The following is a 12,316-nucleotide window of genomic DNA, read 5'->3' on the forward strand; positions in this document are numbered from 1 at the left end:
TCCGGGCCATTGCCACACGCTACGACAAGCTTGCCAGCACCTTTCTGGCCGCCGTTTACCTCGTCTCGGCTGTCATCTGGCTCAACTGACGACACGCTCTAACACTGGACGGGTCTGAGCCCCGAACAGGTCTGAGAAGGACACGGAGTCTTGCCGCAGCGCGGAAGGGCAACCACCTCCCTTGGCGTATCCGCGAAGGAGGGAGCATGCCGGACGGCAGCGACTCGATCACCGTCAAGGTCCTGACCGGCGTCGGGCAGGCGGACCCGCAGCAGTGGGACGCCTGCGCCGGGCTGGACAGCCCGTTCCTCAGCCACGCCTTTCTGCTGGCGCTGGAGGAGTCGGGCTCGGCCACCCGGCGCAGCGGCTGGCAGCCCACGCACCTTGCCGCGCTCGACGCGACGGGGCGGATGGTGGGCGCCGTGCCCATGTACCTGAAAAGCCATTCCTACGGCGAATACGTCTTCGACCACAGCTGGGCGCACGCCTATGAGCGGGCGGGCGGCCGCTATTACCCGAAGCTTCAGGTCGCGGTGCCCTTCACCCCGGTGCCGGGGCCGCGTCTGCTGGTCCGTCCAGATGTTTTAGGGCCGGACGGGGGAGATGTCGTCTACGCCGCCCTGATCCAGGCGATGGAGGAGGTGGCCCGGCGCTACGGCGTGTCCTCCGTCCATGTGACCTTCCCGACCGAGGCGGACTGGACACGGCTGGGCGAGGCCGGCTGGCTGTTGCGCGAAGGGGTGCAGTATCATTGGGAGAACCGCGGCTACGCCAGCTTCGACGACTTCCTGGGCACGCTCAATTCCCGCAAGCGCAAGGCCATCCGCAAGGAACGGCGCGAGGTGGCGGAAAGCGGTGTGCGCCTGCACGCGCTGACCGGCGCCGACCTGAAGACGGAGCATTGGGACGCCTTTCACCGCTTCTACATGGACACCGCCGACCGCAAGTGGGGCGGGGGCTACCTGAACCGGGCCTTCTTCCGGCTGCTGGGCGAGACCATGGCGGACCGGGTGATGCTGGTGATGTGCGAGGACGGCGGCGATTGGGTGGCGGGCGCCCTGAACCTGATCGGGACGGAGGCGCTGTACGGCCGCAATTGGGGCTCCGACGGGCGCTACCGCTTCCTGCACTTTGAAGCCTGCTATTACCGGGCGCTGGACTTCGCCATCGAACGGGGCCTGAAACGGGTTGAGGCCGGCGCGCAGGGGGAGCACAAGATCCAGCGCGGCTATCTGCCGGTGCCGACCTACAGCGCCCACTGGGTCGCCGACGCCGGCTTCCGCCGCGCGCTGGACGATTTCCTGACGCGCGAACGGGCCGCCATGGCGGCGGAACGGGAGGCGCTGATGGATCTGTCCCCGTACCGGCGCGAGGGGGAGGGGTAGACACTCCCCCTCAGTACGGAATGCGGTCCGGCTTGGCGGCCCATTCCTCGAACACCGCGCGGGCCTCCTCGGCCAGCAGACGCTGCATGGGAATGGAGCGTTGCTCCAGAGCCAGCGCGACCTCGGCGTAGAGGAAGGCATCGTCGAAGCCGATGGACGCCGCGTCGTCGCGGCCGTTGGCGTAGACGATGCGCTCCACCCGCGCCCAATAGGCCGCCGACAGACACATGGGGCAGGGCTCGCAGCTCGTGTAGAGCGTCGCCCCGGACAGGCTGAAGCTCCCCAGGTCCCGGCAGGCGTTGCGGATGGCGACGACCTCGGCGTGGGCGGTGGGGTCGTTGGTTGAGGTGACCTGATTCCACCCCTCGCCCAGAATGCGGCCGTCCCTGGCGACGACCGCGCCGAAGGGGCCGCCCGCCCCCGCCTGCATGTGGGCGCGGCTGAGCGCGATGGCGCGGCGCAGACAGTCGGTGTCGAAGTCGGTCACAGCGTCCCTCCCACAGTCTCTCCTATTGGGGCTCAGGTCCAGGCGGCCAGCACGTCCGCGACGGACGCTTCGCGGAACGGCGTGCGCTCGGGCGGGGTTCCACCGTCCACGCGCAGGCCGAGCAGAGTCTCCAGCAGAGGCTCAGGCCCCGGCACGCGCCGCACCTGCCCGCGCGCGGCAACCTGCGGGTGGTCGGCGACCTCGTCCAGCGTGGGCAGCGCTTCGAAGCAGCAGTCCACCGGGTCGAGCAGCGCCTTCCAGGCGGCGAGGTCGCGGCCGGCGAACAGGGCCTCCAACTCCGCGATCAGGGCGGCTTGGGGCAAGGGCTCGGATTGGCGGGGGATCCAGTCGGGGCGTCCGACCGCCTCGCAGAAGCCGTGCCAGAATTTGGGCTCCAGCGCCGACAGGGTGACGAAGCGTCCGTCTGCCGTGCGGTAGATGCGATAGCAGGCGGTCCCGCCGGACAGCAGCGCCGTGCCGCGCGCCGGCGTTTCCCCGCGCGCCGCGGCGGTCAGGTTGAAGCCCTGCCAGCCCAGCACCGACTCCATGATGGAAAGGTCGAGGAAGCATCCGGTTCCCGTGCGCTGCCGGCCGAGCAGCGCCGCGACCACGGCGAGCGCCGTCTGCTGGGCTGAGGCGAAGTCGGCGACCGGCGGGTGGCTGATCATCGGCCGCTCCGGCAGGCCGGAGGAATCGAGGCCGCCGCCGATGGCCATGTAGTTCAGGTCGTGCCCGGCGCGCTGGGCATAGGGACCGGTGCTGCCCCAGCCGGACAGGCTGGCGTGCACCAGCCGGGGGTTCAGCTCCCGCAGCCGGTCGCGGCCGATCCGCAGCTTGTCCAGCACGCCCGGCCGATAGCTTTCCACCAGCGCGTCGGCCCTGGCGACCAGCGCCTCGAAGGCGGCGCGGTCGTCGTCCTTCTTCAGGTTCAGCCGGACGACCGTCTTGCCCGCGTTCAGCAGCTTGTAGGCGGCGGTCGTGCCGTCGGTGTCGGGCGTGGTCAGCCGGCGCAGCGGGTCGCCTTCCGGCGGTTCCACCTTCACCACCTCGGCGCCGAGGTCGGCGAGCATCTGGGCGGCGTAGGGACCCGGCAGATACTGGCCGAGGTCGATGACGCGGAGTCCAGTCAGGAAGGGCAGGGGCATGCGGTGCGTCTCCCGGTCATGATTCTTGGTTCGTCATGGTCTTTTCTTCCGTTTTACCGCCGGTCCGGCCCCCCGCCCAGCCGCAATCTCCGGCCCCCGACCCGAAGCCCCGGCCGCCTGCGTTGCAAAGTGACGCAATGGCGGCGTTTGACGCCGCCGGATTATCCCCTTACGGTTTCCCATAGCCACTGTGGGTTGTTTCGCTGGTGGCGAATACATGCGTAGTCCGTGATAAGCGAGGGGGCGGCTATGGGGACCATTCGGATTCTGGCGGTCGATGGGGGCGGGGTGCGCGGGATTCTCCCGGCGAAGGTGCTGACGTGGCTGGAAGCGAAAACCGGCAAGCGCTGTTCGGAGATGTTCCATTTCATGGCCGGCACCTCGACCGGGTCGGTCCTGGCGACCGGGCTGTCGAAGCCGGACCCGTACTCCGCGAAGGAGATGCTGGACATCTATCTGAAGGATTCCGGCCCGATCTTTTCCCGCTCGCTGCTGCGCACGATTTTCACCCTGGACGGTCTGATCGCTCCGAAATACAGCCCGGCGGTCTACGAACGGGTCCTGAAGGACACGTTCGGCACCCACACGCTGCTGTCGGAAGTGCGCGATGTGGAACTGCTGCTGACCACCTACGACCTGTACGGATCGCGCCCCTACTTCTTCAAGAGCTGGCGAGCCCGCGGCGACATGAGCGCCCGCGCCCGCGCCGAAGCGCATCTGAGCGGTGACACGGTCGAGGACAACCGGCTCCGCGACTACCCGCTGTGGGAAGCCGTGCGGGCCAGCTCCGCGGCTCCCACCTACTGGGCGCCGTCCCTGCCGCGCAGCCGGGCGGGCACCACCTTCCCGGCGGCCGACGGCGGCGTCTACGCCAACGACCCGGCGATGTGCGCCTTTGCGTCGGTCCTGCGCATGTACCGGAAAGAGATCACGTCCGGCACGCTGGGCGTGCAGATCGTGTCGCTGGGCACCGGTGGCCTGAACTACAAGTACACGTACCGGGAGTCGCGGCGCTGGGGCAAGCTCGGCTGGATGCTCCCCAGCCTGAACGTGATGTTCGACGGCACCAACAAGACCGTCGATTACCAGCTGCGGGAAATCTTCGGCGGGTCCGCCTGTGGCGGTGACCAACTGCTGGCCGCCCTGCCGGGGCTGCAAAACAGCGAGACCAGCTATTACCGCATCCAGTCGGACATGGGGTTGGAGAAGGACAACCCGGCGAATGCCAGCTCGTCCCTGGATGATGCCTCGCCCGAGAACCTCGCCAAGCTGATGGTCGCGGCCGACGCGATGATCGAGAATAACCTTCCGTGTCTGGAACAGCTGGCGGCAAGCCTCAAGAGCGACCGCGTGGTCCTGCCGGCGGACACGACCACGCCCGAACCGGCGGAACCCGCGCTGGCCTGACGGAAGCCGGGGCAAAAAAGAAGGGGGCCGAAAGGCCCCCTTTTCGTTTCCGCGCGATCCGGCGTTACTCCGCCAGCTCGTGCATGATGTCCTCTTCGTCCTCGTCGCCGGGACGACGCTTGCGCGCGCCCTCGGCATATTCGAAGGACGGCTTGTCGTCCTTGATGGAGACCTTGACCACGCCGCCCTTGCTGAGCTTGCCGAACAGCAGCTCCTCGGCGAGCGGCTTCTTCAGGTGCTCCTGGATCACGCGGCCGAGCGGACGGGCGCCGTAGAGCGGGTCGTAGCCCTTCTTGCCCAGCCACTCGCGAGCCTGTTCGTCCAGCTCGATCGTGACCCCGCGGTCCTCCAGCTGCGCCTCCATCTGCATGATGAACTTGTCCACCACGCGGTTGATGACCTCCCGGGTCAGCGGCGAGAAGGGGATGATCGCGTCCAGGCGGTTGCGGAACTCCGGCGTGAACAGCTTTTCCACCGCCTCCATATCCTCGCCGACCCGACGCTCGCGCTCGAAGCCGATGGCCGGCTTGGCCATGTCGGCCGCGCCCGCGTTCGAGGTCATGATGAGGATCACGTTGCGGAAGTCGACCGTCTTGCCGTTGTGGTCCGTCAGCTTGCCGTGGTCCATGATCTGCAACAGGATGTTGAACAGATCCGGATGGGCCTTCTCGATCTCATCGAGCAGCAGCACGCAGTGCGGATGCTGGTCGATGGCGTCGGTGAGCAGGCCGCCCTGGTCGAAACCGACATAGCCCGGAGGCGCGCCGATCAGACGGGAGACGGTGTGCCGCTCCATATACTCCGACATGTCGAAGCGGGTCAGCTCGATGCCCAGCGTGTGGGCGAGCTGGCGGGCCACCTCGGTCTTGCCGACACCGGTCGGGCCGGTGAACAGGTAGTTGCCGATGGGCTTTTCCGGTTCGCGCAGGCCGGCGCGGGCCAGCTTGATGGCGGAGACCAGCGCGTCGATGGCCTTGTTCTGGCCGAAGACCATGGTCTTCAGGTCGCGCTCCAGGTTGAGGAGCGTCTCCTTGTCGTCGCGGCTGACCGACTTCGGCGGGATGCGGGCGATCTTGGCGACCACCGCCTCCACGTCCTTGACGGAGATCTTCTTCTTCCGCTTGTTCTCCGGCAGCAGCATCTGCGCGGCCCCGACCTCGTCGATGATGTCGATGGCCTTGTCCGGCAGCTTGCGGTCGCCGATGTACTTCGCGGACAGCTCCACCGCCGAACGGATCGCGTCGTTGGTGTAGCTCACCCGGTGGTGCTTCTCGTAGTAAGGCTTGATCCCCTGGAGGATCTTGATTGCGTCCTCGATCGACGGTTCGTTGACGTCGATCTTCTGGAAGCGCCGGACGAGCGCCCGGTCCTTCTCGAAATAGTTCCGGTATTCCTTGTAGGTCGTCGAACCGATGCAGCGCAGCGAGCCGGAGGCGAGGGCCGGCTTCAGCAGGTTCGACGCGTCCATCGCACCGCCCGAGGTCGCACCGGCACCGATCACCGTGTGGATCTCGTCGATGAAGAGGACCGCACCTTCCGTGGCCTCCAGTTCGGAGACGACGGCCTTGAGGCGCTCTTCGAAGTCGCCGCGGTACCGCGTACCGGCGAGCAGGGAGCCCATGTCGAGCGCGAAGATGGTGGCGCCCTTCAGCACCTCCGGAACCTCGCCATGGACGATGCGGCGGGCCAGGCCCTCGGCGATGGCGGTCTTGCCGACACCGGGGTCACCGACGTAGAGCGGGTTGTTCTTCGACCGCCGGCACAGGATCTGGATGGTCCGTTCGACCTCCTGCTCCCGGCCGATCAACGGGTCGATCTTCCCGCTCGCCGCTTTCTTGTTCAGGTTGACGCAATAAGCCTCAAGGGCTTCGCTGCCTTTCTTCACGACCTTCTCCGCCGCCGCGTCCTCGTCAGCACCCGTAACGCGCTTCGCTTCCGAGCGGCCCGGGGCCTTCGCGATTCCGTGAGAGATGTAGTTCACTGCGTCGAAACGGGTCATCTCCTGCTCCTGCAGGAAGTAGACCGCGTGGCTTTCGCGTTCAGAGAACAGGGCGACGAGCACGTTTGCTCCCGTCACCTCTTCACGGCCCGACGACTGGACGTGGATGGCTGCCCGCTGCAGCACCCGCTGGAAACCAGCCGTCGGCTTCGCATCATCGGGCCTGTTCGTGATTAGGTTCGCAAGCTCGTTGTCGAGGTAATCCGACAGTTCAGCACGCAGGCGGTCCAGGTCGACCCCGCACGCGCGCAAGACGGCCATAGCATCGGCGTCCTCGGTCAATGCGAGCAACAAGTGTTCGAGCGTCGCGTATTCGTGCCTGCGCTCGTTCGCATGGGCCAGGGCTCGGTGCAGCGTCTGTTCCAGGTTACGCGACAGCATATGTGGCTTTAATCCTTTTCTAGCGTACATTGCAGCGGATGCTGGTGCTGGCGCGCAAAATCCATCACCTGCGTGACTTTCGTCTCCGCCACTTCGTAGGTGAACACACCACACAAGCCCACACCCCGCCGGTGCACGTGCAGCATGATCCGTGTCGCCTCTTCGCGCGACTTGGAGAAGAAGCGCTCCAAGACATGAACGACGAATTCCATAGGTGTGTAGTCGTCGTTCAACATCAAGACCTTATACATCGAGGGCTTTTTAGTCTTAGGCTTGGCTTTTATGACCACGCCCGTAGTGGTCCCCTCGTCGCCGTGCTTGTCGTTCTCGGCCATGGTCTCAACAGGTCAGCATCGCGATGTACGTCGCATCAATGATATGAGAACTCCGGGCGCGGTGGGAAGAGGCCGTTTTGGGTTTCTCCCCATTTGGGAGAGGCCCTTTCGGAACGAAACAGGCCTGCATACCCCGAAATAGATCGAGAAGCCGGTTTTGGACCCCGCACCGCGCCTTTCGGACGGCCATTCGCCCAAAAAGACGAAGCCCGGCGGCAGGAGCCGCCGGGCTTTCCCGGAGCATCACATTGTCGTGACGCGGCGAAATTGGAAGGGCCGCCGCCTCACGGAGGCCGGCGTTCCGGACGATCGCGTCCCGGAACGTCCGGACTCGGGAGCCTTGCGTCCCCGGGGCGTCATGGCCGATCAGGCGGCCGCCGGCTTCGACAGCGTCTCGACCGTCAGGTTGACGCGCTCGTTGATCGGGCTCAGCGCCTCGTTGGCGATCTTCACCGACAGCTCCTGGAGCTTGGCGCTCTCGGCCACGAAAGCCTCGAAGCTGGCCTTGGCGAAGGAGGTCTGCAGCTCGATCAGCTCCTGGATGGTCTTGACGGCCAGCAGCGACTTGCCGTTGGCGACGCTCTTCTCCAGCGACGACTGGGTGTAGGCGGCGACCTGCTTGCCGGCTTCCTCGGCGCCCTTGGCGACGATCGTGCCCGACTTCACCACGGCGTCGACGTTGCCCTTGGTCAGCTTGGACAGCTCGTCAAAGGTCTTCATGATCTGGGCGGACGCCTTCTCGAACTGCTCCTGCTGGGCCTTGGTCAGGCCCTCGACGTTCTGCTTGGCGGCGGCGATGGCGTCTTCGATGGTCTTGGAGGCGGCGGCGAACTTGTCGGACATGGAAAGGCTCCTCGCGATTCGATAGGGTTGGACCGCGCTGGACCCAACCGATTGGCGACCGCGCGGGCGGATCAGTCTCGACCCCGGACAAGGGCGTCGGATCCTTTGCTGCAATGCAGCATGGCTAAAAGTAAGGCAGACTCCCCGCCCTGTCAAAGGGTTTTTGTGCGGTGCACAAAATTGCAATGGAACCTATGCGGGGCGGTGCTTCCGGTGAGAGGCCCAAACGCAACACGGCCCGGCCGTCCGGAGACGGTCGGGCCGCGGCTTGCCGTAAACCTGCCAGGGCGTTACGCGGCGAGCGGCTTCGACAGGGTCTTGACGGTGACGTCGACGCGCGCGTTCAGCGGCGCCAGCGTGGCGTCGGTCAGGCGGCTCGTCAGGTCCTGCAGGCGCGATGCTTCCGCGACGAAGGCGTCAAAGCTGCTCTTCACGAAGTCGGTCTGGAGATCGACGACCTCCTTCAGCGACTTGGCGGTCAGCAGCGCCTTGCCGGTGGTGATCGACTTGTCGAAGGACGCCTGGGCGTAGGCGGTGAGTTCGCGGCTCAGATCCTCGGCGCCCTGGGTGGCGATGGTCGTGCTCTGCAGCACCGCCTCGGCGTTGCCCTTGCTGAGCGCCTGGAGGTCCGCGTAGGCCTTCAGCAGCTGGGCCGACAGCTTGTCAACCTGCTCCTTGGTGGCGGCGGCGGTCTGCTCGAAGGTCTTGGCGACCTGTTCCTGGCCGGCCTTCACGAAACCTTCGTACTGCTCCTTCGCCTGGGCGGCGGCGTTTTCGAACGGCTGGGTGGTCATCGGCTTCACCTTGGTCGCGGTCGTCATCCTTTGCGTTCCTTCCTTATTGTGTCCCTGCGCGTTGCCTTTCGTCCCGTCCGGCATCGGCGCAGTTCGATCGGCGGTTCCGCATCTCCCGCCCGTCGCCCGGCCGGAAAATGCTGCAATGCAGCAATGATGAAAATATGGGCGATCATCCGTGGTGTCAACGGAAATTTTGTGCGATGCACAATGATTGCAAAGGTATGAGCGGCTTCGCCCGTGCCGGCGGCAGAGGCGGGCGGTCCAGCCGCAAGGCGCGAAGGGCCGAGCATTTCGCGCGGGCGGCTCAACTCCTTTACGAAAGCTTTACCGCCATCAGTGCCCTATCGTAGCGCAGCCGCCGAAGAGACGCCCTTCGGCCAAAAGTCAGCCAAACTGCGGCGGAATGTCGCACCTTAAGCCCGGGAACGCTTTTCATGACCTACTGCCTTGGCATCAAGACCCGCGACGGCCTGATCGGTCTTTCCGACGGGCGCATCACCAGCGGATCGCAGCTTTCCTCGGCGCGCAAGGTGACGATGGTCGGCAGCGGCGGCGACCGCTTCTTCATCATGAACTCCGGCCTGCGCAGCGTGCGCGACAAGACGCTGGCCTACCTGCGCCGCGACATGGGCAAGCGCCGGAACGAGAGCTACGCGACCATGCTGGACGCGGTGTCGGCCTTCACCGCCTGCCTGCGCCAGGTCGCGCAGGAGGACAAGGAGTCGCTGGAGACATCCAAGCTGCACTTCAACCTGCACGCCATCATCGGCGGTCAGCTCGCCGAGGACCGCGAGCCTTACATGTTCCTGGTCTATCCGGAGGGCAACTGGATCGAGGTGGACGAGCGCACGCCCTACCTCTCCATCGGCGCGACCGCCTACGGCAAGCCGATCCTGGACCGCGCGCTGACCTACAACACCGACATGCAGACGGCGCTGAAGCTGGCCTACCTGTCCTTCGACAGCACGCGCTTCTCCACCAACGACGTGGGCTTCCCGATCGATATGGTGTCCTTCCACGCCGCCGAGCGGACGTGGCGCCAGTCGAACTTCGACTATGACGATCTGGTCGAGCAGCGGCTGTGGTGGAACCGGAACATCACCGAACTGGCCCGCCGCATGCCCGACGGCCCCTGGGTCGACACGCTGGTTCCGGACGAGCTGCGCACGACGCCGCTGGTCGAGACCGCGTAAGGAACATTTTTCAGGAGCAAGCCCTTCTCCCGTCCTGGGGGAAGGGCGTTTTCAATGGTCCCGCCTTCAATGCTCCCGCCACGGTGGGCCGTCGAAGCGGACGTCGGCGAAGCGGTCGGTCGGGTAGGGGTAGGCGTTGAAGAACCAGTTGCCGCGCCGGCAGCCGTTGATCAGCCAGTAGACGCCGCTCGAAGGGATGCGCATGCCGCTGCTCGGCGCCGGGGAAAAGGCGCCGGTCTCGTAGAGCCGCAAAATGAACAGCGCGAACTGGCGCGGGGTCAGGTGCAGCTTTTCCACCGGGCCGCGCGACACCGCCGTGGGGTCGTTCAGGTCGATGCGGGCGAGGTCGGTGGCCTCCAGCACCCGCGCCTCCACCAAGGCGCCGCCGTTGGAGCCGTCGCTGACCACGTCGTAGGTCCGGACGTGCTTGTTGTAATCCGCGTTGAAGACCAGCCGGTATCGGTCGGTGCCGCCCTTGGAGCAGGCGGCGCGCAGGTCGTCGCCGTTGAGGTAGCTGATCCAGGTCAGGTTGCTGGCCACTCCGGCGTCGGTCGGCCCGAAGGTGGAGCAACCCGCCAGAACTCCCCCGATCGCTCCCAGCCCCCCGATCGCTCTCAGCCCCCCGATCGCTCTCAGCCCCCCGATCGCTCTCAGCATGGTCCCCAGCAAAGCCGTTCGTCGCGCGCGTCCGTTGCCTTGCGTCGGGATTCGCATGGGGTGCCTCGCGTCCGGTGGAGGGGCCGGGGAAAACAGGCGTGCGGGTGCTGTCGGTTGAACGCCGTCCGCCCGCCCCGGGTCCCATATTACCCCGTTTTCGCCATCGGCGCGGCAAAGGAATCCAAGTCGCGAAATTAACGAATTGTCCCTAGACACTGATTCGGCAGGAATTTACCATTGCGCCAAACAACAAGTATTAGCCTTTGGCGGAGGCATCATGAGCGTTAAGGGCAGCGCCGTTCGAAGCCGGCTTTTTTCGTTCGCCTGGGGCGGGCGGAAAGCGGACGGGGAGCGGAATGCCGCGCGTTCGGTGGGGGAGCATTCGGTCCCGGGACGACTGACGCGCGGCCTGTTCGTCGCGCTGGCGTTGTCGGGCGCGATGCTCGCCTCGGTCCCGGCGCTCGCCGCGAAATACGCGGCCATCGTCGTGGATGCGCGAACGGGTGAAGTTCTGCACGAAGAAAACGCCGACGTCATCACTCATCCGGCGTCGCTCACCAAGATGATGACGCTGTACCTCACCTTCGACGCGCTGGACGAAGGGCGGTTGACGCTGGACCAGGCGCTGCCCGTCTCCTCCTGGGCGGAGGCTCAGTCGCCGACCAAGCTGGGCCTGCGCGCCGGCCAGACGCTGCGGGTGGAGCAGGCGATCCTGGGGCTGGTGACCAAGTCGGCCAACGACGCCGCCGTCGTGCTGGCGGAGGCGCTGGGCGGCAGCGAGGCGCGCTTTGCCGAGATGATGACGCGCAAGGCCCGCGAGCTTGGCATGCGCAACACCGTGTTCCGCAACGCCAACGGCCTGCCGAACATGGAGCAGGTGACCACCGCGCGCGACTTCTCGGTCCTGTCGCGGGCGCTGCTGGCCGACCATTCGAAATATTACCCGTACTTCAGCCGCCGCAACTTCGTCTATGGCGGCCGGTCCTTGCACAACCACAACCGCCTGATGTCCCGCTACGAGGGGATGGACGGCATCAAGACCGGCTACACGGTGGCCAGCGGCTTCAACCTCGCGGCCTCGGCGGTGCGCGACGGGCGGCGGCTGGTGGCGGTCGTGATGGGCGGCAAGTCGGCGGCCTCGCGCGACGTCCGCATGGCGGCGCTGCTCGACAAGGCCTTCGGCAAGCCCAGCCCCGACGCGACGGTCATGGCCCGCGCCGACCGGGCCGCCCCGCAGGTCGCCAGCAACGACGACGATGACGACGAGGAAGAGGACGACGCCCCGCCGGCCAAGCCGGCCGCCGCCAAGACCGCGCCCAAGCCGGCCGCCGCGAAGGTGCAGCTCGCCTCCGCCACCTCCGCCGCGGCGGCGGCCCGGCCGCGCGCCAGCGCCTCCGCCAATGGGGCCGATGACGACGATGACGAGGATTGGGGCGTGCAGGTCGGTGCCTTCTCCAGCCGTGACGCCGGCAACAAGGCGCTGGTCCAGGCGAGCAAGCAGGCGCCCTTCCTGCTGCGCAACGCCAAGAAGAACGTGGTCGAGGTGAAGAACGGCCAGGCCAAGGTCTACCGCGCCCGCATGCTCGGCCTGGACGAGAAGACGGCCCGCAAGGTCTGCTCCGAACTGACGCGCCACGGCCAGCGCTGCGTGGCGGTGTCGCCCAGCGAAAAACTATAGGGCGAGACA

At 66.4% G+C, this 12,316-nt stretch carries 11 protein-coding genes and 1 pseudogene; 5 read left to right on the top strand and 7 right to left on the bottom strand.

All coding sequences use genetic code 11. From position 1 onward, the window contains the following. Positions 1–89 (top strand): annotated as a pseudogene (locus ACSVC7_RS27715) (IS5/IS1182 family transposase); the annotation flags it as partial. A gap of 117 nt (positions 90–206) precedes the next feature. Continuing rightward, complete coding sequence (locus ACSVC7_RS27720; protein ID WP_448207729.1) at positions 207–1,385, top strand: GNAT family N-acetyltransferase; 1,179 nt, start codon at positions 207–209, stop codon at positions 1,383–1,385. Between the two features lie 10 nt (positions 1,386–1,395). Here the strand turns inward: ACSVC7_RS27720 and ACSVC7_RS27725 are convergent, their stop codons facing one another. After that, positions 1,396–1,872: a nucleoside deaminase gene (locus ACSVC7_RS27725; RefSeq protein ID WP_448207675.1), complete on the bottom strand. Its 477-nt coding sequence runs from the start codon at positions 1,870–1,872 to the stop codon at positions 1,396–1,398. A gap of 32 nt (positions 1,873–1,904) precedes the next feature. Continuing rightward, positions 1,905–3,017 (bottom strand): CaiB/BaiF CoA transferase family protein, encoded by a 1,113-nt coding sequence (locus ACSVC7_RS27730; protein ID WP_448207676.1) that lies wholly within the window; start codon positions 3,015–3,017, stop codon positions 1,905–1,907. Between the two features lie 249 nt (positions 3,018–3,266). On the opposite strand from ACSVC7_RS27730, the gene ACSVC7_RS27735 reads away from it, so the two are divergent. Next, positions 3,267–4,424: a patatin-like phospholipase family protein gene (locus tag ACSVC7_RS27735; RefSeq protein ID WP_448207677.1), complete on the top strand. Its 1,158-nt coding sequence runs from the start codon at positions 3,267–3,269 to the stop codon at positions 4,422–4,424. A 64-nt stretch (positions 4,425–4,488) separates the two neighbouring features. Here the strand turns inward: ACSVC7_RS27735 and clpA are convergent, their stop codons facing one another. The 4 genes from clpA to ACSVC7_RS27755 form a co-directional block, all read right to left on the bottom strand. After that, a complete protein-coding gene (gene clpA / locus ACSVC7_RS27740) occupies positions 4,489–6,804 on the bottom strand; it encodes an ATP-dependent Clp protease ATP-binding subunit ClpA (RefSeq protein ID WP_448207678.1) in 2,316 nt (771 codons plus the stop codon). An 8-nt stretch (positions 6,805–6,812) separates the two neighbouring features. Then, a complete protein-coding gene (gene clpS / locus ACSVC7_RS27745) occupies positions 6,813–7,139 on the bottom strand; it encodes an ATP-dependent Clp protease adapter ClpS (RefSeq protein WP_448207679.1) in 327 nt (108 codons plus the stop codon). 366 nt (positions 7,140–7,505) lie between these two features. Further along, positions 7,506–7,982, bottom strand: a complete 477-nt coding sequence (locus ACSVC7_RS27750; RefSeq protein WP_448207680.1) for a phasin family protein — start codon at positions 7,980–7,982, stop codon at positions 7,506–7,508. Between the two features lie 290 nt (positions 7,983–8,272). Beyond that, positions 8,273–8,803, bottom strand: a complete 531-nt coding sequence (locus ACSVC7_RS27755; RefSeq protein WP_448207681.1) for a phasin family protein — start codon at positions 8,801–8,803, stop codon at positions 8,273–8,275. 410 nt (positions 8,804–9,213) lie between these two features. On the opposite strand from ACSVC7_RS27755, the gene ACSVC7_RS27760 reads away from it, so the two are divergent. Beyond that, positions 9,214–9,972 carry a proteasome-type protease gene (locus tag ACSVC7_RS27760; RefSeq protein WP_448207682.1) on the top strand — a complete coding sequence of 253 codons (759 nt, stop codon included), beginning with the start codon at positions 9,214–9,216 and terminating at the stop codon, positions 9,970–9,972. Between the two features lie 66 nt (positions 9,973–10,038). On the opposite strand, the gene ACSVC7_RS27765 is transcribed toward ACSVC7_RS27760, so the two are convergent. After that, the gene (locus ACSVC7_RS27765) at positions 10,039–10,512 is read right to left on the bottom strand and encodes a hypothetical protein (protein ID WP_448207683.1); all 474 of its coding nucleotides are present in this window, start codon (positions 10,510–10,512) and stop codon (positions 10,039–10,041) included. Positions 10,513–10,906: 394 nt separating this feature from the next. On the opposite strand from ACSVC7_RS27765, the gene ACSVC7_RS27770 reads away from it, so the two are divergent. Next, complete coding sequence (locus ACSVC7_RS27770) at positions 10,907–12,307, top strand: D-alanyl-D-alanine carboxypeptidase family protein (RefSeq protein ID WP_448207684.1); 1,401 nt, start codon at positions 10,907–10,909, stop codon at positions 12,305–12,307. The last annotated feature ends 9 nt before the right edge of the window (positions 12,308–12,316 follow it).

The organism is Azospirillum mesophilum (genome assembly GCF_053470405.2).